Below are 20,256 nucleotides of genomic sequence, written 5' to 3'. Positions count from 1 at the left end.
TATCGCACAGGCCAAACCATCTATCAACTCCAGCCGGGGCTACGCTCTGGGTGGTTGATGCAGCAACTGAAGCACCCGGCTAGGCCGATGGCTCTTGCGTAAGTCCTGTAAGTTTCACAAATTACTAAGCTAATGCTTGGAAATTGCCCGGTCATAACTTCCGAAGATTAGTAAGGACAGTTGCGCTCTCTGCCACTACTTCTACTTGGTTTAGTACACCCATATTTTTCCCAGATGCACAATACCCACTTTGCTCTGGTGTTCTTTTTTTCATATAAAGTACCCACCGGGTGGAACTGTTCCCCCGGTGAAAAGTTTGCTCTAGTTTTAGGACATTTTTTCAGCGCAGACATACTCAGCGAGGTTGATGCCGTATTCGCGAGCCACTTGGTTAATACCGTTCTTCTGGATGGTCCGCAGGGTCTGGGCACAGATCTTGATGCGGATGAAGCAACCCTGCTCGGGGTCCCAGAGCCGTTTGTATTGGAGGTTGGGCTGTTGGAGTTTTTTGGTGCGGCGGTGGGAGTGGGAGACGGCGAAACCGTTGTTGGCTCTCTTCCCGGTGATAGTGCAACGGCGCGACATGAGCTACCTTTCAATGGACATCAAACTATAGTATCACGGACAAAACCAAAGCCCCGGTCAAGCCGGGGCGGGAGAGTGTTACTTAACGGTGATTTTGCCGACCATGCCCGCGCCCTTGTGGGGGGTGCAGAAGTAGCTATAGTCACCAGCTTCAGCAAACGTAGTCTTGAAGGTGGGGTCGGTCTTGTTGACGAGTTTCTTGTGGGAGATGGTTGTAACGTCCACGCCAGCCGGAGCTTTACTGAAGACGACGTTGTGGGGACCTGCTTTGCCCATGGTCCAAGTCACCGTGTCACCCTTGGCAACCGTGACGGTCTTGGGTTCATAGATTAGGCGACCATTGGTGCTACCCATCTGAACGATATGGTCCTTAGCTTGGACTAGGGGGGCGAAGGCCAGGACCCCAATTACCATTGCACTCACAAAGTGTAAACGTTGCATCGAATTTTCTCTCATTGGTAGGGACGATCAATCCAGTAAGCTGCTCAACAGTTGGTTCAACAGTTGGGGGTCTGCTCGCCCTTGGGTTTTCTTCATGGCTTGACCCACAAAGTAACCCGCTAGTTTCCGCTTGCCTTCCCGATATTGAGCGACCTGCTGGGGACTTTCGGCGAGGACTTGTTGGAGGGCTTCAATCAATTGTTGATGGTCCGAAATCTGGGTCAGGCCCCGCTCAACCACCAACGCTTTAGGCGAGATCCCCCGCTCCAAGAGTTCCGGCAAAAGTTCCTTCGCTATTTTATTACTGATTGTCCCGCTTTCGATCAACTGGATTAATTCAGCTAAACCGCCGGGATCAAGGGGCAGGTCCTCAAAACGCTGATGATGTTCGTTGAGGTAGGCGGTGATGTCGCCCTGCACCCAGTTAGCCGCGAGCTTGGGGGGGGCTCCATGACGGACGGCTTCTTCAAAGTAATGGGCAGTGGTCCGGTCGTTACTCATCGCCTCGGCATCGTAGGGACTCAGGCCCCACTCACTTTGGTAGCGTTGGCGTTTGGCAATCGGTAACTCGGGCAGTTGGGCTTGGTAATGGGCCAAGAGGTCCGGGGTCACTTCCAGGGGCAAGAGGTCGGGTTCTGGGAAGTAGCGGTAGTCATCGGAACCTTCTTTAAGCCGCATGGAGCGGGTCTTCTGGGCATTTTCATCCCAGAGCCGCGTCTCCTGACGGATTACTTCGGTCGGGTTATCGCCGTTGAGGGCACTCATCTGCCGGATGTATTCGTATTCAATGGCGCGTTGGATCGAGTTAAAACTGTTGATGTTCTTAATCTCGACTTTGGTGCCGAATTTCTCGGTCCCGACCGGGCGCACGGAGATGTTGACATCACAGCGCATTGAGCCTTCTTGCATATTGCCGTCACAGGCCCCGAGGTAACGCACAATCCGGCGAATTTCTTGAACGTAGGCGACGGCTTGGGCAGCGGTGCGGATATCCGGTTCCGAGACGATTTCCACGAGGGGCGTGCCCGCGCGGTTGTAGTCCACCAAGGTATAGGTCGAGCCGCTCAAACGGTCGGCCCCGGCGTGGACGAGCTTTCCGGCATCTTCTTCCATATGCAGCCGGGTAATCCCAATCCGCAGCGGACCCTCCCCCGCATCAATCTCAACCCAGCCATGTTGCACCAAGGGCAGGTCGTACTGAGAGATTTGGTAGTTCTTAGGTAGGTCGGGATAGAAATACTGTTTACGGTCAAACTTACTAAAGGCCGCAATCTCGCCATTGAGGGCCAAGCCGACCAGGATGGCATAATCAAAGGCGCGTTGATTGAGGACAGGCAGGACCCCCGGTTGCCCTGTACAGACCGGGCAGATGTGGGTATTGGGCGGGGCACCAAATTCCACGGGACAACCGCAAAACAGTTTAGTCTGGGTACTCAATTGAGCATGGACCTCCAGACCAATCACCATTTCATACTGAACTTGAGGTAGGGCGGCAATCATGAGCTTTCCACGGGGCTGCTTCTCTATTTTGGCACTAGAAGCCCCTCCGCCCCATACCCTGCCGGGCACAGGCGTGGTGGGGGACCGCGAAAAAGGCATCGCCTGCTAGTAGCGCACCCGCATCCGTACGCGATAGGTAAGCAGAGCAGTACCATCGAGCCTGATGGAGACATTGAAGCGAACTGCTGTCGCTGTTGTTTTCTGGCTGGGAAAGGAAGAGGCTAGGACTTCTTAAAAGACAGGCTGCACTAACCCGGTTACTCACTTAAAAATTCAAATGTAATACATAAGTGGGGTTTGCTGACTAGCCCGCGTTTCTAATAAGTCCTTGAGTGTAATCGTCCGCAGGACTTTCTCTGCCGCCGCTCCCGCCTTTTGCCAGCCCTCCCGCACCACGGTCAACTCTAGGGTCGGGCTTGGCACTTCCGCCTCCGGGTTGTCCTCCCCCTGAATGGCCTGACAGACATCCCACATACTGACCTGCCAGGGCGCACGGGCGAGCAGATACCCCCCCTTCGCACCCCGCTGGGACCGCACCAGTCCCTCCCGGCGCAAATTAGCCAAGAGTTGCTCTAGGTAACGATCCGGGATGTGCTGACGGCTTGCGATCTCGCGGATTTGCAGGGGTTCGTTGCTCTCATAGACTAGAGCTAATTCGATAAGCGCGAGTAGGGCGTACTCGCTTTTGCTACATAGCTGGAACATTCTTCGACTCAGTAGAACGCTTAAGAACAGTCTAGCGGCGAGAGCTTAAACCGCAGTCTCGACCAGTTGACGATATTCCGGCGATTCAGCCCAAGCCTTGATCTCCTTAGCTCGCAAAATCGGGACCGGGTGAGAACGTTCGGCGGTCTGGGCCATGCGTAACCACTGGGGCATCCCTTCTTTACTGAATTCCTCGTAGGCATGAACTTGGTCTACGAAAGCCTCAATATTGAGATGGGGAATCAGTTGGGGGGAGCCGCCCGAGAGCTTCATCATCATCGCCACCACCGTCTCAACTTGGCCCGTTACCAACAAAGCCGCCCGGTCACAGCTTAATTCCGCTGCCCGCAACCATTCAAAAAGCATCAAACGTAAAGGCTGCTCAACCATCGGTCCCAGATTGGGAACCTGCCGCGCCGCCAGTAATAGGAGGTTCGCAATCGTTACATAGACACTGTGTTCACACTTGATATGGCCTAACTCGTGGGCAATCACTCCCTGCACTTCTTCAGGGGTCAACAGTTCTAATAAAGAGGTATGCAGGACGATAAAAGACCGTTCACCATCTACGGCAAAGGTGTAGGCATTGGGGACCGGGTTCTGGCGGATATAAAGTTGCGGTTCATTCACCCCGAGGACCTGACAGGCTTCTTGGTGGAGCGCGTAGATATGCGGCAGTTGATTCGGGCCGACCAAGATCCCCGAGGAGATATTGTCCAAATAAAAGAACTGCCCTGCCAAGGGAGCTAGGGTATGCCGGATGAGGAATTCTAGCCCTGGGATTAAGGCTAGGGTCTGACTGGCCTGGGTATCTTGGGGGTGACGAAAACTAGTGGCCTTCAGGCCCGGAAACGTGCTTTTAGTCATAGGCCCAATGTGGCACAAATTTCCTGAAACGTCAGGCGACTATTTGGAGAATGGCTTGGATTTTACCCTTGAACTCGCCCCGGGGATGCCCGCCTTTGACCTCGCCCAGAATCTGAAACTCGCCATCGGGTTGGTCACAGATGATGTAGGAGGGCCAGCCCATATCGGTTTTGTTGGGATACTGAGTCAATAGGACTTTGCGGTACTGCCGATAGGTGACGGTGTCCTGCATCTTCACATCAATGAACCGTAAGCCCATCTCCTCAACAACTTTGTGGTCATAGAAGGACATCCGGTGACAGATCCCGCACCCTTCCGCCGAAAACTTAATGACCGCCCGTTCCATAGCTTGTTCCCACAACGTTCTCTGCATTTTATCGCGTGACCTTGATGCCTACCGCTAAGCCTTGCAGCTAACGGTTCTCGAACAGAAATTGTAAGACGCTCTACGCATTGTCAGGTCGAGTGGTAGTGATTGTCCGCCGTTGCTTTTTTTCAATCTCTCCATGTCTTCCACGCAATTAGGAAAAGCTTATTGACACAGAATAACAGTTTATGAGAGGACAGCTTATGAAGAAGGAACAGGCTAATCCAGTGCCTCAAGCGATGCAGGCAGAAGTTGATGCTTTGGCGGCGGCGCAGACACTGATCCGCACGGATCTGATCCCGGAGGCAACGGGAGACTGGAGCCAGGGGCAACGCGGGCTGTTTTACCGCCCGGTGAAGCAGCAAATTACTCTGCGCCTTGATGCTGATCTGATCGACTGGTTCAAAAGGAATCATCCCCAAGGCGAAGGGTATCAAACTAGCATCAATCGCGCCTTGCGTGAATATATCGCCCACCATCAGCTCTAACCGCAATTAAGCCCGCAATCTGAAATCTTCACTTCAAAACTTCACCTTCGTCCCCTATCAAACAGATTCTCTCTGACGACACAGGGCATCGGCAAACTGAATGGCAAGATCGCAACAGCGGGTTAAGAGGCCACCATGACTGAACAATTCAAAGTAGGTGATCATGTCGAGTGGCATAGCTCCGGGGGCACCTCGACGGGCAAGATTAAAGAAAAGCTTACTTCTGCCACCCAGATCAAGGGGCATTATGTGGCGGCTAGCGAGGAGGAACCCCAGTTTCTCGTCGTGAGTGACAAGAGCGGCGCGGAGGCGGCCCACAAACCGGAAGCCCTGAAAAAGTTACGGAAGGCTTAGCTTTTGAGGCCATCTAAAGCTGCTGACGTCAGTCCGACCCGAGGTACTCCTAAGTAAAGCAGCCGCCTTTCTGGATAAAAATTGCTGCTTACACCGTAGAAGCCTCTGCTTGGTGGGTAGGAATCGCTGCTTAGCTAGTAAAAACTGTTACTTAACTCGTAGGAGCCATTGCTTAGGTGATAGGAATCGCTGCTTGGTCGGTAAAAACCATTGCTTATTCGGTAGGAATGACTGCTTAACTCGTAGGAACCACTGCTTACACGGTGGGCACCGTTGCTTCACTCGTAGGAGTAACTGAACCCGTCTCTGGCCCATGGATAGGTAGGATGGGGAGGCCCTCACCCGTGTTGACTATGTGGGAGATTACGATTGGTACCGATCCCGTCCTTGAAGAGAGTTGTCTATGGCGGCTGGAGTCCTGGACGACCTTGGGGGTAGCGACGGAGGCCCGTGCTAGTACTTTTAAAATCCGCGCCTTTTGTCTAGACGAACCCCCGGCTCTCCGGTTGGCCCAACTGCAAGCCGAGTTGACCCAGGATGCGACTACTTTCCACTTACTGCCGCCCGAGATTAGCCTGACCGCGATCCCTGAGACCGATTGGGCGACCCAATGGATGACCCACTGGCACCCCCGCGCTGTAGGGGAGAAATTGATTATTTGTCCGGTCTGGCTCACCTGTGAACCCCAGGGCCGGATTGTCCTCAAACTGGATGCGGGACTGGCTTTTGGGACTGGGGAGCATGAGACTACCCGATTATGTCTAATGGCTCTGGAGCAGGTTCTTCAAGGCGGGGAGCGGGTTGCTGACATTGGTTGTGGTTCGGGTATTCTCACGATTGGTGCATTGTTGCTGGGGGCGAAATCAGCCCAAGCTGTGGACCTGGAAGAACAAGCCGTCCGCGCCACCCGCCATAACCTCGCCCTCAATCAATTAGAGGCCCTGGTAGCTGAGGGCAGTACCGAGGCGATTACCCCGCCTGTGGACGGTCTGGTCTGTAACATCTTGGCCCCGGTGATTCTCGCTATCCATCCCCAACTGCGGGATCTACTCGTACCCGGTGGTTGGGCAATTTTGAGCGGTCTGCTGGTCACTCAGGTTCCCCAAGTGGTTCAAGCTCTTGGTCAGGATTGGCATGTACAACACACTCTCACGGAAGGTCAATGGGCGGCCCTGACCTGCGTTCGCAACTAAAAAACCTACCCCGGTTGTGGGGAAAAGCTGACCTCACCCCGGCCCAAGTCCATTACCTCAAAAAAGTTTTGCGGTTGCGCCTAGGTGATCCTGTAATTCTCTTGGATGGACAGGGCGGCGCGTTCCGGGGTCTGTGGCAAGGGGAGACCCTCACGGAGTTAGTTGCCCTTGACCACCCTGCCACAGAACCGCCCCGCCCGATTTGGCTCGCCGTGGGGGTCCTCAAGGGGGAGGCGATGGACTGGCTGATTCAAAAAGCGACGGAATTAGGCGTGACCACCCTGCAACCCCTGACCACCCAATACACTCAACTCACCCCCTCGCCCCACAAACAACAACGCTGGCAACAGATCGCCCAAGAAGCCTGTGAACAGTGCGAACGACTTTTTTTACCGACCATCCTCCCCGTGTGCTCTGTGGCCCGAGTCACCTGCCCCCACCGCAACTTTATTGCCGTTGCCCGTGAAAATTCCCGCCCCCTGGCAACCGCCCTGGGTACCTATCCCCCCCAACCTGTCGGGGTCTGGATCGGCCCGGAAGGCGGCTGGGGTCCCTTGGAACAGGACGAGTTAAGCCAAAAAGGGGCGGAACCCGTGAGTCTCGGTCCCCGGATTTTGCGGGCAGAAACGGCGGTATGTAGTGCTTTGGCTTTGGTGAATAGCTGGCTAGAGGGCGAGGCGAGCGCGAGCGGCAAGGAGGGCTTGACGGACCTGCGCTAGTCCGGTCCCGCCGTAACTGTTACGGGCGTTGACGACTTGGGCGGGTTGGATCGCGGCATAGATGTCCTCGCTGAAACCGGGGTGGGCGGCTTGCCATTCGGTCAAGGTCAAATCCTGGAGCAGTTTCCCGTCAGCGAGAGCCGTGCGGACTAAGGCCCCGATGACTTGGTAGGCTTCCCGGAAGGGGATGCCTTGGCGGACCAGGTAATCCGCTGCGTCCGTGGCGTTACTGTAATCCTCGGTCACGGCCTGGGCAAGACGTTCGGTGCGGATGACCATGCCCTTCTCTAGGAAGACCGCCATCACCCGCAAGCAATCTTCACTAGTGCGGACGGCATCGAAGAGGGCTTCTTTGTCCTCCTGTAAATCCTTGTTGTAGGCCAGCGGGAGACCCTTGAGGGTGGTCAGCATCCCCAGTAGGTGCCCAAAAACCCGCCCGGTCTTGCCCCGGATTAGTTCGGGGACATCGGGATTTTTTTTCTGGGGCATCAGGCTAGACCCGGTGGCGCAACTGTCGGTCAGGCTGATGAAACCGAACTCTTGGCTGGACCAGAGGATGAGTTCTTCACTCAGGCGGCTGAGGTGGGTCAGGATTAGGCTCAGCGCACTCAATAACTCGACGACATAATCGCGGTCACTGACGGCATCCAGGGAGTTTGCCGAGGGACGGGCAAATCCCAAGAGTTCAGCGGTGTAGGCGCGGTCAATCGGTAACGTGGTTCCGGCTAAGGCCCCAGACCCTAGGGGCGACACATCCAAGCGGCGGTTACAGTCCACCAAGCGCGTCCGGTCCCGGTCAAACATCTCAAAATAGGCCAGCCAATGGTGGGCCAGACTCACGGGTTGGGCCCGCTGGAGGTGGGTATAGGCGGGGATCAGGGTGGTTTGATGAGCTTCGGCGAGGGTGACGAGGACCGCTTGGAGTTGTTGAAGCAGGTTAAGTAGGCGTTGAATATGGTCGCGGGTATAGAGCCTGAGGTCCGTCGCCACTTGGTCATTGCGGGAACGGGCAGTGTGGAGTTTCTTACCGACATCTCCCAACAGGACAGTGAGCCTAGTCTCGACGGCAGAATGGACATCTTCCCAAGCGGGGTCCGGCTGAAACTCACCCGTCCGCCACGCCTGTTCAATCTGGTCGAGTCCCGCTACTAGTTGCGCCATTTCAGATGGGGAGATGATCCCGACTTGACCCAGCATCCGCACATGGGCCCGCGAACCAATTAAGTCATAGGGCAACAGTTCCCAATCGAACCCGATGCTGCTATTGAACCGGGCCACCACCGGGTCCAGGGGTTCCTCGAAACGGCCCCTCAACTGGTGATGCTCTTAATCACAAAACCCAAAATAAAGCCGACAACGCCCGCCGCGAGCTTCCCCGTTTTAAGTAGGTCGTTCCAGAAGTTCTGGAGGTTGGCAATCACATCCTGATCCTTGGGCACAGCGGCAAGGAGCCAGCCCAGATCAAGGTTCTGCAAAATGTACCAAGTTAACATCGTCACTCCTAGGGGTTTAGCGGGCTTTGAGGACTATCATCGTCATATCATCATCAATCGGGCCGTCACAGAAGTCATGGATCTGGGCGTAGAGGTAATTGAGGATCTGGGCCGGGGTCTCGTACTGAGCGCAGGCGAAATGTACCTGTTGTGTCCATTTCTCCTCCCCGAACCGCTCTTGAGGACCGCCGCGCTGGGCTGCTTCAGTAAAACCATCGGTGTAACAGACCAGCACATCCCCTAGTTCTAGGTAGAGGGTGTCTTGGGTATAAACCGTATCTGGGGTCAGCCCAATTAGCGTACCCGCTAAGTCCAAGGAAAAAAACTCACGCGTCTTTGCCCGCCAAAATAAAGGCCGGGGGTGGGCAGCGTTGGTGTAGCTCAGACGGCGAGTGCTGGGCTCATACTCAGCATAAAAAAGCGTGACGAAGCGGTTGGAGGTCTCTAGGTCCGGGTACATGACCCGGTTGAGGTGGCTGAGGATCTCACCGGGGGGACCCTGGCGTAGGACTTCTGAACGGAGCGTACTGCGGGTCATCATCATGATGAGGCCCGCCGGGACCCCTTTACCCATCACATCCCCGACGACTAGTCCCCAGCGTTGAGTGTCGAGGATTGGGATGAAATCATAGTAGTCGCCGCCCACTTTAAGGGCATTCTCACACCGCGCCGCCACCAGGAGGCCGGGGATCGCCGGTTGGGTCTTGGGTAGCAGACGTTCCTGGATCTCCGAACCGATATCTACTTCTCGGGTAAGTTTTTCTTGGCGGCGCAGTTCGGCGGTCAGTTCCTCGTTCTCAATTGCCACTGCAATCAAGTCGGCGATCAAGCGCAGGAGTTTCTGGTGGCCTTCACTCCACTGGTAGGCGGGCTCTTCGGTGAGGACCCAGAGGTAGCCGCGCACCGTGGTTTTGACGAGGATTGGGGTGCTAAAAAGTTGGACTTGGGGGCGGAGGTTAGCCCGTAAACAGCTATCGAGGGCTTCCCCATGGGCCGCGCATTGCTCAAAGGTCCGCCGCAACTCATCTAGATCCATCACATAGGGGAGGGAGTCAAATTCTTCTAAGCGGACCCGCCCATCCTGGAATAAGGCAATGATCCCAGCCCTGGCGTCGGTGACTCGGCAGGCGGTCAGAGGAACAAGTTCGAGGAGTTGGTTGAGGTTGACCAAGCTACGGGTGGCATAGCCCAAGGCACTGAGCAGGTCCTGGACTTTACGATGCTCTAGCCGCAAAGACTCGTGTTCGATGGCAACAATCGCCAGCGCGGTCAGGTCCGCCATTAACCGAAATAACTTCTCCCGGCTCTCGGTCCAGGAGAAATCCCCAGCTTCCAAGAACACACACAAATAACCCCGGATCGCGTTACGGGCCAGGATTGGGGTGCTGAAACATTGGAGCGTGGGACTGAGGTGTTCCTGCAAACGGACGGTCAAATTTTCGTGGTCAGTGCTAAAAGCCCCATGCTCTAGCCCCAAGGCCGCCCGGTGGACCTCCCGCGCGACCGACTCCCCCTGACTACAGAACTCCGCTACCCGGACTTGCCCCTCCTGGGTCAAGACCACCAAGGCCGCCTGGGTCTCCGTCACCCGGCTGAGGATGAGCGGGACGAGTTCAAGAATCTTGTTGAGGTTATCCAGACTCCTGAGCGCGTAGGCAAAGGTACTCAACAGGTCCTGGACCCGGAGCTGCTCTAAATACTGCGCTGTGTTTAGGTCTTTGAGCACGAAGGTGGGTTGGATGGGACGGACCTCGAATTGAGAAGACATCAGCAAGCGGGTTAGGAGTGATACAAATATATAATCCCAGTTGCCCTCCTTTGGCTAGGGTAAGTGGGTAGAGATTTGACTGGATCTAGGTTTGACGGGGATCATAGGCTTTTTGAAACTTGGTTGGTATCGAATTAACTTTTGTAACGGGTGTTATGTGCATTACATGACTTTATTAAAGCTTTCGTTAGGATCAGTGAAGCCGACGGCACTCATTGGAGCCGTATTGCTCCTCAGTCTAACCCCCGGCTGAAAGACTCGTTTTTACACGGTATTGGGGGATTTAACTGTGCGTTATCAAGCTGGATTTGGGTTGATTGCATCATTTTTGCTGAGTCTTCCGGTTGTTGCTGCGACGGTACCCGAGGGGTTTACCGAGTCCCTAGTTGCCAATGGGATCAACGCACCGACAGCGATGGAGTTCGCGCCGGATGGTCGGCTTTTTGTCCTAGAACAGAGTGGTGCGGTGCGGGTGATTAAGGACGGTACGCTCCTTGCCGAACCGTTTGTTCAACTGGAGGTAAACTCCGCTGGGGAGCGTGGTCTGTTGGGGATTGCCTTCGACCCTGATTTTGAGCGCAATGCCTACGTCTACCTCTATTACACGGTGCCGAGCCCCACCCATAACCGAGTTAGTCGTTTTGTGGCCCAGGGGGACGTGGCGCAAGCGGAGAGTGAACAGGTCCTCCTCGAACTTGATCCCCTCAGCAGTGCGACCAACCACAATGGCGGGGCTTTGCACTTCAACGAAGCGGGTAGTCTTTTTATTGCGGTGGGCGACAATGCTTACGGCGAAAATTCCCAGTCCCTCGCCACGCTCCATGGCAAGCTCCTGCGGATCAACCCCGATGGTTCGATCCCAACGGACAACCCTTTTTATGCCACCACCACGGGCAACAACCGGGCGATCTGGAGTCTGGGTCTGCGTAACCCCTTCACCTTCGCCATCCGCCCCGAGTCCGGCGGGATGTTCATCAATGACGTGGGCCAAAACACCTGGGAAGAAGTCAACCTGGGTGTCAAAGGCGCGAATTACGGCTGGCCCACCACCGAGGGACCCACGACAGACCCGCGTTTTCGCTCACCCTTCTTTGCCTACCAGCATTTTAGGATTGACCCGGTGGTGGGGCTGGGTTGTTCGATCACAGGCGGGACTTTTTATAATCCGCCGGCTCCGCAGTTCCCCGCCAGTTACCAAAACCGTTACTTCTTTGCCGATTATTGCGGGGGCTGGATCAATACCCTAGATCCTCAGGGGGTCGCCACCCGTTTTGCCACGGGGACCCGGAGCCCGGTAGACCTCAAAACCGGGGCCGATGGCAGTCTCTATTACCTCTCGCGGGGCGATAACGCCGTCTACCGGGTGGCCTTCACCCAGGCACCGGGCATCGCCACCCAACCCACCAGCCAGATCGTGCGGGTGGGCGAGGCCGCGACTTTTACCGTGACGGCTTCGGGGACGGCTCCCCTGACCTATCAGTGGCAGCAGGACGGGGTAGCCATTCCCGGCGCGACGGCCCCGAGTCACACTACGGCCCCGGTAGACCTAGAGGATGACCAAACTGAGTTTCGGGTGGTTGTCACCAACGCCGCTGCCAGTGTGACCAGTAACCCCGCAACCCTGACCGTCACCGCCAGCCAACGACCCACGGCAGTCATTACGGACCCCGCCGAGGGGACCCTCTTCAGCGGTGGCGAAACTATCTTCTACGCCGGGACTGCTAATGATGCGGAGGACGGTCTCTTGGGCGGGAGTGCGTTTACTTGGCAGGTGGACTATTACACGGGTACGGCCCCAGCGCGGCCCTTTGTCTTGCCGACGACCGGAGCGACGGAGGGTAGTTTCACGGTTCCGACCAGCACGCCCTACACCCTAGCGGATGTGTTTTACCGGGTCATTCTCAAGGTCACGGATACAGCGGGCCTGACCACCACGGTCACCCGCGATATCTTGCCCCGGACTAGCACGCTCCGGTTACAGACTCTCCCGCCTGGGCTCACCCTCGAACTGGATGGACAGCCCCAGTCTAGTGGTCAGCAATTTGAGGGCGTGGTGGGGATCACCCGGACCCTAGGCGCACCGCAATTGCAACCCCAAAGCGGTCAACTTTATCAATTCGTGAGTTGGTCTGACGGGGGAGCGCGGGTCCATGACATTAGTACCCCTGCTACGGACACCACCTACACCGCCGTCTATCGGCTCATTGCTCCCTAACTTTCTCTTGACGATGAGGGGTTTGCGCGTAGTCTAAAGCCGAAGAACCAACCCACAGCAGTCTCTTCCAAGCCGCTAAACCGGCAAAGACTTTGTGTAAATGTACGCGCCGCAATCGTCGCAACGGTGAAAGTTGGTTGCTCTACCGCCTAGATGGGGGTGTTATCGTGATTTCTTGGACAGCAAGGACTTGCAATGACTGCCACTGGACCCGCCCGACTGATTCTCGGGTATCTCGCAATGACCGCTACGCCCACCCGAGAACAGCTAGCCGCGCAACCCGTCGGGACGGGTCCCGTAGTTCGGTTGGATTTTCGGCAAGAGGGCGAGCCGGGACGGGCCTTTGCCGTGGTGGTGAAAGAAGAATCCTGGGCGGAGGTGGTGGCGCAACAACTGGTACGGGAATGGCAACCGACCGTAACCCCACCGCCCTTGGCCTGGGTCATGCCCGGTTCTGGGTCCTTGGGGGCGGATTACTGGACGGAACTCGCGAGCCTTGACCCGACGTTGCAACAGGTCCGTGAAGAAGCCGAAGCTTATTTTACCCAGGCGACCGGAGAGACGGTTTCCTTCCTAGACTTGGGCGACGAAACGGACCCGCGCAGTACCCACCCGCTCTACCAACGACCCGCCACGGTGACAGCAACCGTGGCGATGGCCCGACTCCTCATGCGCTACGGCATCCAACCGAATTTCTTGGCGGGTCATAGTGTCGGGGAACTGACCGCCTGTCATTTAGCCGGATGTTTCGATCTCGCCGAACTGCTGCGCTTGACCTGTGCGCCCTTTCGGGGGGGAGCCTTGGCGACGGGGGCGATGGCGGCCCTGATTGGGCCAGAGGACCGGATTCACGAACTCATCCGCCAAACTGGAGTCCAGGTCGTTATCTCGAACCGCAATTCGCCCCGTCAATTGGTGGTTTCGGGGCTGGCCCCCCAGATTGAAACCCTAGTCGCCCAGGCCAAACCCGCCAAACTGAAGGCCGTCCCACTCAAAGTCGCCACCGCTTTTCACTCGCCCCTCTTGGTCGAAGCGCACCGTCAGTACCGCACGGCCCTAGAGGAAAGTACCTTCCAACCCGCCCGTATCCTGGTGGTCTCGGGACTGACCGGGGATGTCCTGCCCTGGAGTGAACCCTTTGCCCAGACCCGTGCCCTCCTTGATTGCGCCTTTATTGGCCCAGTCAACCATGTGGCCCAGGTGCGTCGTCTCCGGGAATTGGGCGCGGGGGTAATTGTGGACCTCGGCCCGAGTGACCGTTTGGCCCGTCTCGCCCGCGAAATTTTAGAGGAACAAGGGGTGACGGTGGTAGCGGCGAATACCGCCAAAGGCGGGGGCCGCGAAAGCTTCCTCGAATGCATAGCACAACTTCATATACTCGGGTACACTATTGCTGACCTGTAACATGGACCTGTGATGAACCCAACCATCGCCCCCGGTATCTGGACCACACCCGCCACCACGCCCATGTACCTAGAACCCATTGCCGTTGTGGGTTTGGGGGGGATCTTCCCGCAGGCCGGTAGTATCGCAGAGTTTTGGCAAAACCTAATCCGGGGCGTAGATACCCATGAAGAAGTCCCTTTAGACCGTTGGAACCCCGCTGATTTTTATCATCCCGACCCCGGTGCGCCGGATAAGAGCTATACCACCGTCGGTTGTTTTGTCAAAAATCTACCCTTCAAGCCCTGGGAATTCCGCATCACCCCCAAGACTTCTGAGCGCATGGACAAGGCCCAGAAGATGATGCTCCTCAGTACCCGCGAGGCCCTCCAGGACGCGGGTTTACTCGATAAAGCCTTTGACCGTAGCCGCGTCCAAGTCGTCGCCGGGACCTCAATTGGCGAAGATACTTTTACCTGTGCTCCCCGTCTATATTTTGACCATATGAGTGCGGCCTTCCAGTCCAGCCCGACCTTCCAACGGTTGAGTCCGGCGGACCAAGCGACGCTGATTGCTGAAGCCCGCGCCCAAGTCCAGTCCCAATCTTTGGAGATGAATGAAGACACGATGTCCGGGATGTTGCCCAATATCGTGGCGGGCCGGGTCGCCCACTGTTTTGACCTGCGCGGGGGTAACTCGACAGTGGACGCCGCCTGTGCTGCCTCCCTGGGCGCTTTGGATTACGCGCTCAAGAGTTTACGGATGGGGGAGACGGATTTGGTGGTCCTTGGTGGGTCAGAGTCCGGTAACAATCCCTTTGGCTATGCAGCGTTCTGTAAAACCCGTGCGCTATCAGTTAAGGGCCGCAGTACGCCCTTTGATGCTTCCGCCGATGGATTTGTCATGGGTGAGGGCTGCGGAGTGGTTCTCCTGAAGCGGCTCAGCGAGGCCGAGCGCGACGGGGACAAGATTTACGCCGTCCTCAGGTCGGTGGGCATTTCCTCCGATGGTATGGGTAAAGGGATTACCGCCCCCAACTCCAAGGGCCAGATGCTTGCCATGGGCCGCGCCTACCAACTCGCGGGTATTAACCCGGCCACAGTCGGGATGGTTGAGGCCCACGGTACGTCTACACGGGTCGGGGACGCGGCTGAAGTCGCCTCACTGACGGAAGTTTTTCGTGCCCATGTCACCCAGCCGGGGACGATTGCCCTAGGCTCGGTCAAGTCCATGATTGGGCACCTCCGGGCGGCGGCGGGGATCGCGGGGTTGATTAAGGCCATCCTCAGTGTCCACCACGGGATCTTGCCCCCGACCATCAACTACCAGACGCCCAACCCGAATATGGACATCGCCAACAGTCCTTTTTATGTCAATACCCAGGCGCGGTACTGGCCCGAGAGCCCCCTGCCCCGGCGGGCGGCAATCAATTCCTTCGGCTTCGGCGGGACCAACTTCCATGCCCTCGTCGAGTCCTATGACCCCAATTTCTACAAGAGTGCCTACTATCAGGCCGAGGTGAGTAACAGCGAGAGTTCCCAACGACTCAACCCCAGCCGATGATCCTCACCTGCGCCGAGCTTGCCCAACAATTAGACAATCCCCGGCTCCGGGTGGTGGACATCCGGGGTAATGTGGGCCACCGGGACCTCGGCGACGGGTTCGAGCAGGGCGTGTACACGGCAGACCGGGCGGGTTATGAGGCCGGACATATTCCTGGGGCGGTTTTTGTAGATTGGACCATGGATATTGTGGACCTGACCCAAACCGTCCCGGCCCAGGTTGCCAGTGCCGAACAATTTGCCCGTCTCGTGGGTGAGTTAGGCATTGACAACGAAACAACCGTGGTGATTTATGACCAAGGGGTAGCCCAGTTCGCGACCCGGTTGTGGTGGTGCTTCCAATACTACGGGCACCCAGACTGCCGGGTGTTGGCGGGTGGCTGGCAGGCTTGGCAGAAAGGTGGTTATCCCGTCAGCACCGCGACCCTAGACTATCCAGCCCGGACCTTCACCCCCCGAGTCCAACCCCAATGGCGCATCGAACCCCCGGAACTATTGGCGTTACTCGAAAATCCCCAAATTAAAGTGATTGATGCCCGTCCCCCGGCCCACTACCGGGGTGAGCGCAGTCGGGCAACCCACAAGGGCCACATCCCCGGCGCGGTCAACCTGCCCCGCCCGGACCTCATGACAACTGACGGGTTTAAGTCTTTGGACGAGTGGGCGGCTCAGTTTAAGCAATTGGGGATTGAACCAACGGATACCGTGGTGGCCTACTGTAACGGCGGCGTGGCAGCTAGTACGGTTCTCTTTGCCCTGCACAGCTTAGGCTACCCCAACCTACGACTCTACGACGGCTCTTGGAATGAATGGGGCCGCCTAGACCTGCCTAGGTCAACGCCACCAGCCGACTGAATAACCGTTGCAGTTGGACTGTACGTTCTCTGGTCACCGCATCAAAACTCTGTCTTGCCACCGCATAACCCAACCAAAGCGCGGCACTAATCAGGATCAGTGTGACCAACGGGGACCGGAATACGCCGAACCCCAGGGCCAGACTCACCCCCAATAACCCCCCTCCGAGACCGCCCAGCCACCCCCCGAACATCGCGCCTGCCAAGTTAGTGAGTTTTTCCTCGACACGGATCGTCGTTGTTGTGCCTCGGGGATAAACTGTGATGCGGATATCTCGTTGGTTGTAGGGATTTTGGGCGTAGGTACCGTTTTGGGGGAAAGTTGGTACCCGAGCAATGGTCTGCCAAGTGAGGGTCTGCCCCTGGCGTTCAAACCGCCCCGGCTCGTTCATCTCGGCTTGGATGAGTTCACGCAGACTCGTTAGGTCCGTCTCCTTGAGAGCAGTGGGTAGAGTCTTCTCAAAACAGACGCGCAGGGCCGGGATGAGACCGTCAGCGACGGGGTGGGGCTGGTCTTCGAGTTCTGCCGCCACCTGCCGGACCAAGGCCGGGTTAAGGCCTGCTTCTTCGGCAATCCGCTCTAATTCCGGTAAGGTCAAGCCGCCCTGCCCCTGCGCTCGTTGCCGCTCGGCGGCCCGCTGGAGAATCAACGCAACCTCCTGCTCACTAAAAACCTTGTCCTCACTCATTGGGGCTTCTCGGGCACGGTTTCATTTTGGCATAGCGTCCCAAGCTCTGCAGATAGGTTAAAATACTCATCACCACCAATCCTAATCTGTAAAGATTTATTGTCAGTTTGACAGCGCAATTGTTTTGGCTTAGTAAATCTTCATATTTCAAACTTAGGTGTGCTGATTTACTTGAAGATTCCTAAATTTTGATACACTATTAAATATTATTGTTGTCAACTTGTGCTGAGCAAGGTAAGGCTTGAAAGCATCTTCCCAGCCGGGGAGTAAGCGGTGCCGAGTACAAGACGATACACGAAGAGTGGCCCATAATGCTGGTGAGGTGGTGAATCTTGAGTAGCACAAAGGAAAAAATCTTGGTGGTGGATGACGAAGCCAGTATCCGACGGATTCTGGAGACGCGTCTTTCGATGATTGGTTATGACGTGGTGACGGCTGCCGACGGTGAGGAGGCCTTAGGAGCTTTCCACCGGGAACAGCCGGATCTCGTGGTCCTGGATGTCATGATGCCCAAGATTGATGGCTATGGGGTCTGCCAGGAGTTACGTAAGGGCTCCGATGTCCCGATTATTATGCTGACCGCCCTCTCGGATGTGGCTGACCGGATCACCGGTCTGGAACTCGGGGCCGATGATTATGTCGTAAAACCCTTCTCGCCCAAGGAACTAGAAGCCCGTATCCGCTCGGTCCTACGCCGTCTAGACCGGACAACCATCGGCAATGGCATCCCCAGCTCTGGGGTGATGGCGATTGGAGATGTGAAGATTGACACCAACCGCCGTCAGGTCTTCAAGGGGAACGAGCGGGTGCGCTTGACCGGGATGGAGTTTTCCTTACTTGAACTGTTGGTCAGTCGCTCCGGGGAGCCTTTTTCGCGGGGGGATATCCTCAAGGCGGTCTGGGGTTACGATGTGGACCGCCATGTGGACACGCGGGTAGTGGATGTCCATATTTCACGGTTGCGCTCCAAACTAGAGAACGATCCCGCTAACCCCGAACTCATCCTCACTGCCCGTGGCACGGGTTATCTATTCCAACGCATTACCGAGACTACCTAGACTTCCCGCAAGCCACGGATAATCTGAAGACCTAATTTACTGGACCAACCGGGGTCTATCTCTCCGCCGTCAGGGGAAAATCACTCACGGGGTAAGCTTGCCAACCCGTAAAGTCAAAATGCCACCACTCGGTCGCCAATGGAGTAAACCCAGCTTCTGTCAGGGCGGTTTTAAGAATTGCGTAATGGGTACGGGCCGGGGCACTCCAAGTCGCTTGAGCTTGGGGACTAGCTTTGGGTGTGAAGTCATCAAAGGGCGTTGGTAGTTCTAGGGATTGGCCCTGGGCGGTCACGAGGGTGACATCCACGGCAGCACCGCGATTATGACGTGAACCGGACTTGGGGTCAGCCACATAACGGTCATCGGGGAGGATGGCCCACATCTTTTTTTGCACCGTGAGCGGACGGTAACAATCCCACATTTTGAGACTGTAACCCTGTTTAAGCAGTTGTCGCTGGGCCTGTTGTAGCTTGAGGGCAACGGGGGTCCGCAACAGACAGGTTGCTCGCGGGTAAACGGTTTCCTTCAAGAAGTTGTTGGGGGTGGCGTAGGCCATTTCTAGATAAAGTGAGGGTTCTAACCGTTCGACCACTTGCCATTCCTGGCCCTGGGCCAAACACCCCGCCGCCCAACTCAACCCCAGGATGAGTCCTAGTCCACGAACCAACATAGCCCTGCCTCCGTCACAACACCCCCCAGTTTCTGGTCCCAGGGGTCCACCGGGAAATCCTCTAGCCAACTTTGACTCGTCATGACCCCCAGACTCAAGAGCGGATACTGGGTCAAAAAACGGTCATAGTAGCCCCCACCATACCCCAGACGGTATCCGCGCCAGTCACAACCCAGGGTCGGCACTAGGACCAATTGACTCCGGGCCGGGTCCACGAGTGGACTATCTGGGCGGGGTTCATGGATGCCGTAGGGTCCCGGTACGAGGTCTAAGCTCTGGCGATGCCACACCAAGGACTTACCCACACAACGGGGAATTCCCCAAGTCTTGGTCGGGAATTGAACAAATAGCTCGCCCAAATCTATTTCCTGTGCCAAGGCCACATAGGTCAGTACTTGGTCGGCTTGCCGGAACGTGGGACAGGAACTAAGCCAAGCACAGACCCGCTGACTACGTTGCCAGAGGTCCGGCGCAATCTGTCTACGCAAAGCCTTGAGGTGCAGACGTAAAGATGGTTTGTCCATCTAGTCTTTCGGTCCCGGCAACTGGGAGAGGGCCCGATAGAGAAACTGTTGCCAAATAAGGTAGCCCGTCAATACCGTCAAGGGTACACTGACCACCACCGTAAAACTAAAGGGTAGACCGACAATGGTAAAAAGGGCACCCAACTCCACCACCATGGCAACCAAGAGCGCGATAAAAGGAAACAATAAGGCTTGACTCGTGCGTTGGGCAATGGGCCGCTGCATCTGCGTGAAAAAGCTACGGACCAACACAAACCCCAATAACACAATGACCAATAGGAGAAATACAGAGATGGGTCCCGCCCCAGTAACCAGGGCACGGACAGTCACATCGGTTTGGGCTAGGTAGTTCCACACCTCTGAACTGTACCATCGATCGTTAGCGGCCTTCCGTCCGTGTCAGGTCATGGATAAAATCACTGACTTGGCGGTAGCGATGGTAAACCGAGGCAAATCGGACAAAAGCAACTTCGTTTAACGTCCTAAGACTAGCTAGCACCCGTGCCCCCAACTCCTGAGCCGCGATTTCACCACAGTCTTGGACTTGGATTTCAACTTCATCCACCAGATGTTCAACTTGGGCCAGGGTAACACCGGTTTTGGAGCAGGCGAGACTAATGCCTCGGGTCAATTTGGCCCGGTCAAAGGGTTCGCGGCGACCGTTGCGCTTGAGGACCATGAGGTTCGCCACCTCGTACCGCTCATAGGTGGTCCAACGTTGTTTACAAGCTAGACATTCCCGCCGACGACGTACCTCCTCTTGGAGGGGCCGTGATTCGAGGACTCGACTATCGCTTTGGTGGCAAAAGGGACAGAGCATG

General features: G+C 56.4%; 23 protein-coding genes. 9 read left to right on the top strand and 14 right to left on the bottom strand.

Annotation, left to right across the window (positions count from 1 at the left end):
• Positions 1-327: 327 nt before the first annotated feature.
• The 6 genes from rpmB to HFM78_RS11650 all read right to left on the bottom strand — a co-directional run bounded on the left by rpmB (position 328) and on the right by HFM78_RS11650 (position 4,444).
• Positions 328-585 carry a 50S ribosomal protein L28 gene (gene rpmB / locus HFM78_RS11675; protein WP_287129619.1) on the bottom strand — a complete coding sequence of 86 codons (258 nt, stop codon included), beginning with the start codon at positions 583-585 and terminating at the stop codon, positions 328-330.
• Positions 586-663: 78 nt separating this feature from the next.
• Positions 664-1,026, bottom strand: a complete 363-nt coding sequence (gene petE / locus HFM78_RS11670; protein ID WP_287129618.1) for a plastocyanin — start codon at positions 1,024-1,026, stop codon at positions 664-666.
• 27 nt (positions 1,027-1,053) lie between these two features.
• The gene (gatB, locus tag HFM78_RS11665; RefSeq protein WP_287129617.1) at positions 1,054-2,526 is read right to left on the bottom strand and encodes an Asp-tRNA(Asn)/Glu-tRNA(Gln) amidotransferase subunit GatB; all 1,473 of its coding nucleotides are present in this window, start codon (positions 2,524-2,526) and stop codon (positions 1,054-1,056) included.
• Between the two features lie 273 nt (positions 2,527-2,799).
• The gene (locus HFM78_RS11660) at positions 2,800-3,231 is read right to left on the bottom strand and encodes an Rrf2 family transcriptional regulator (protein ID WP_287129616.1); all 432 of its coding nucleotides are present in this window, start codon (positions 3,229-3,231) and stop codon (positions 2,800-2,802) included.
• A gap of 45 nt (positions 3,232-3,276) precedes the next feature.
• Entirely contained in the window at positions 3,277-4,098 is an 822-nt protein-coding gene (locus HFM78_RS11655; RefSeq protein ID WP_287129615.1) for a M48 family metallopeptidase, read from the bottom strand.
• Between the two features lie 31 nt (positions 4,099-4,129).
• Positions 4,130-4,444 carry a thioredoxin family protein gene (locus HFM78_RS11650; protein ID WP_396033535.1) on the bottom strand — a complete coding sequence of 105 codons (315 nt, stop codon included), beginning with the start codon at positions 4,442-4,444 and terminating at the stop codon, positions 4,130-4,132.
• A 224-nt stretch (positions 4,445-4,668) separates the two neighbouring features.
• Between HFM78_RS11650 and HFM78_RS11645 the strand changes: the two genes are divergently transcribed.
• The 4 genes from HFM78_RS11645 (at position 4,669) to HFM78_RS11630 (ending at position 7,219) form a co-directional block, all read left to right on the top strand.
• Positions 4,669-4,953, top strand: coding sequence for a BrnA antitoxin family protein (locus HFM78_RS11645; RefSeq protein WP_287129613.1), 285 nt, complete (start codon positions 4,669-4,671; stop codon positions 4,951-4,953).
• 135 nt (positions 4,954-5,088) lie between these two features.
• A complete protein-coding gene (locus HFM78_RS11640) occupies positions 5,089-5,307 on the top strand; it encodes a DUF2945 domain-containing protein (protein ID WP_287129612.1) in 219 nt (72 codons plus the stop codon).
• 353 nt (positions 5,308-5,660) lie between these two features.
• Entirely contained in the window at positions 5,661-6,500 is an 840-nt protein-coding gene (gene prmA / locus HFM78_RS11635) for a 50S ribosomal protein L11 methyltransferase (RefSeq protein WP_287129611.1), read from the top strand.
• On the top strand, positions 6,470-7,219 hold the full coding sequence (locus HFM78_RS11630; protein ID WP_287129610.1) for a 16S rRNA (uracil(1498)-N(3))-methyltransferase: 750 nt from the start codon (positions 6,470-6,472) through the stop codon (positions 7,217-7,219). Before prmA ends, HFM78_RS11630 begins: the two co-directional genes overlap by 31 nt.
• Here the strand turns inward: HFM78_RS11630 and argH are convergent.
• From argH to HFM78_RS11615, 3 genes are read right to left on the bottom strand one after another with little or no spacing between them, the layout of a single operon-like run.
• On the bottom strand, positions 7,166-8,533 hold the full coding sequence (argH, locus tag HFM78_RS11625) for an argininosuccinate lyase (RefSeq protein WP_287129609.1): 1,368 nt from the start codon (positions 8,531-8,533) through the stop codon (positions 7,166-7,168). The genes HFM78_RS11630 and argH overlap by 54 nt on opposite strands.
• Positions 8,530-8,712: a hypothetical protein gene (locus HFM78_RS11620; RefSeq protein WP_287129608.1), complete on the bottom strand. Its 183-nt coding sequence runs from the start codon at positions 8,710-8,712 to the stop codon at positions 8,530-8,532. The genes argH and HFM78_RS11620 overlap by 4 nt, the downstream gene beginning before the upstream one ends.
• Positions 8,713-8,728: 16 nt before the next feature.
• A complete protein-coding gene (locus HFM78_RS11615) occupies positions 8,729-10,480 on the bottom strand; it encodes a PP2C family protein-serine/threonine phosphatase (RefSeq protein ID WP_287129607.1) in 1,752 nt (583 codons plus the stop codon).
• A 289-nt stretch (positions 10,481-10,769) separates the two neighbouring features.
• On the opposite strand from HFM78_RS11615, the gene HFM78_RS11610 reads away from it, so the two are divergent.
• The 4 genes from HFM78_RS11610 to HFM78_RS11595 all read left to right on the top strand — a co-directional run bounded on the left by HFM78_RS11610 (position 10,770) and on the right by HFM78_RS11595 (position 16,495).
• Positions 10,770-12,695, top strand: a complete 1,926-nt coding sequence (locus tag HFM78_RS11610; protein WP_287129606.1) for a sorbosone dehydrogenase family protein — start codon at positions 10,770-10,772, stop codon at positions 12,693-12,695.
• 195 nt (positions 12,696-12,890) lie between these two features.
• On the top strand, positions 12,891-14,099 hold the full coding sequence (locus tag HFM78_RS11605; protein WP_287129605.1) for an acyltransferase domain-containing protein: 1,209 nt from the start codon (positions 12,891-12,893) through the stop codon (positions 14,097-14,099).
• 12 nt (positions 14,100-14,111) lie between these two features.
• A complete protein-coding gene (locus HFM78_RS11600) occupies positions 14,112-15,641 on the top strand; it encodes a polyketide synthase (protein ID WP_287129604.1) in 1,530 nt (509 codons plus the stop codon).
• The gene (locus HFM78_RS11595; protein WP_287129603.1) at positions 15,638-16,495 is read left to right on the top strand and encodes a sulfurtransferase; all 858 of its coding nucleotides are present in this window, start codon (positions 15,638-15,640) and stop codon (positions 16,493-16,495) included. The genes HFM78_RS11600 and HFM78_RS11595 overlap by 4 nt, the downstream gene beginning before the upstream one ends.
• Here HFM78_RS11595 and HFM78_RS11590 read toward each other — a convergent pair.
• Positions 16,470-17,183 carry a hypothetical protein gene (locus tag HFM78_RS11590; protein ID WP_287129602.1) on the bottom strand — a complete coding sequence of 238 codons (714 nt, stop codon included), beginning with the start codon at positions 17,181-17,183 and terminating at the stop codon, positions 16,470-16,472. The genes HFM78_RS11595 and HFM78_RS11590 overlap by 26 nt on opposite strands.
• Before the next feature lie 332 nt (positions 17,184-17,515).
• Here HFM78_RS11590 and rpaB point away from each other — a divergent pair, with 332 nt between their 5' ends.
• Positions 17,516-18,241 (top strand): response regulator transcription factor RpaB, encoded by a 726-nt coding sequence (rpaB, locus tag HFM78_RS11585; protein WP_287129601.1) that lies wholly within the window; start codon positions 17,516-17,518, stop codon positions 18,239-18,241.
• A gap of 55 nt (positions 18,242-18,296) precedes the next feature.
• On the opposite strand, the gene HFM78_RS11580 is transcribed toward rpaB, so the two are convergent.
• From HFM78_RS11580 to nrdR, 4 genes are read right to left on the bottom strand one after another with little or no spacing between them, the layout of a single operon-like run.
• The gene (locus tag HFM78_RS11580; protein WP_287129600.1) at positions 18,297-18,911 is read right to left on the bottom strand and encodes a M15 family metallopeptidase; all 615 of its coding nucleotides are present in this window, start codon (positions 18,909-18,911) and stop codon (positions 18,297-18,299) included.
• A complete protein-coding gene (locus HFM78_RS11575) occupies positions 18,893-19,435 on the bottom strand; it encodes a 5-formyltetrahydrofolate cyclo-ligase (protein ID WP_287129599.1) in 543 nt (180 codons plus the stop codon). The genes HFM78_RS11580 and HFM78_RS11575 overlap by 19 nt, the downstream gene beginning before the upstream one ends.
• Positions 19,436-19,792, bottom strand: coding sequence for a hypothetical protein (locus tag HFM78_RS11570; protein WP_287129598.1), 357 nt, complete (start codon positions 19,790-19,792; stop codon positions 19,436-19,438).
• Positions 19,793-19,814: 22 nt separating this feature from the next.
• Positions 19,815-20,255: a transcriptional regulator NrdR gene (nrdR, locus tag HFM78_RS11565; RefSeq protein ID WP_287129597.1), complete on the bottom strand. Its 441-nt coding sequence runs from the start codon at positions 20,253-20,255 to the stop codon at positions 19,815-19,817.
• Between the last annotated feature and the right edge of the window lies 1 nt (position 20,256).

Source organism: Candidatus Cyanaurora vandensis (assembly GCF_013285555.1).
GTDB lineage: Bacteria > Cyanobacteriota > Cyanobacteriia > Gloeobacterales > Anthocerotibacteraceae > Cyanaurora > Cyanaurora vandensis.
This window is presented reverse-complemented; position numbering and strand designations above follow the sequence as displayed.